This is a genomic window from Escherichia sp. AM3 (assembly GCF_032029835.1).
Taxonomy (GTDB): domain Bacteria; phylum Pseudomonadota; class Gammaproteobacteria; order Enterobacterales; family Enterobacteriaceae; genus Escherichia; species Escherichia coli.
The window spans coordinates 1-488 of sequence record NZ_JAVUPQ010000546.1 but is presented as its reverse complement, the minus strand read 5'-3'; the positions used below and the strand labels follow the sequence as shown (position 1 = coordinate 488).

At 42.8% G+C, this 488-nt stretch carries 1 pseudogene; it reads left to right on the top strand.

The features are described 5' to 3' along the window. Window positions 1-488 (top strand): annotated as a pseudogene (locus RTW80_RS27145) (spore coat protein CotH); the annotation flags it as partial.

Genomic DNA, 488 nt, shown 5'->3' with positions numbered 1-488 from the left:
ATGACGTTAAACGCGCTGAAACCCCCCAACACCACCCACCCCAACCACGAACAGGTTTTTGTGAAGAGTTGAAGTTAAAAGGTTATGACGTTAAAGCGACCCATAAGCAACAGCATGGACTTAATCAGTCTGTTAAAGATGCACATAATACAGCACCAAAAAGACAGAAAGGTGTTTATGAGGTTGTTGATATTGGCTATGACCATTATCAGAACGATAAAACAAAGTCTAAGCAACATTTTATAAAGCTAAAGACTCTTAACAAGGGGGTTGAGAAAACATACTGGGGGGCTGATTTTGGGGACTTATGTTCGCGGGAAAGCGTTAAAGCAGGTGATCTTGTCAGACTGAAGAAACTTGGTCAGAAAGAAGTAAAAATCCCGGCGCTCGATAAAAATGGTGTTCAGCATGGCTGGAAAACGGTTCACAGAAATGAGTGGCAGTTAGAAAATCTGGGGGTTAAGGGCGTAGACAGAACACCTTCAGCC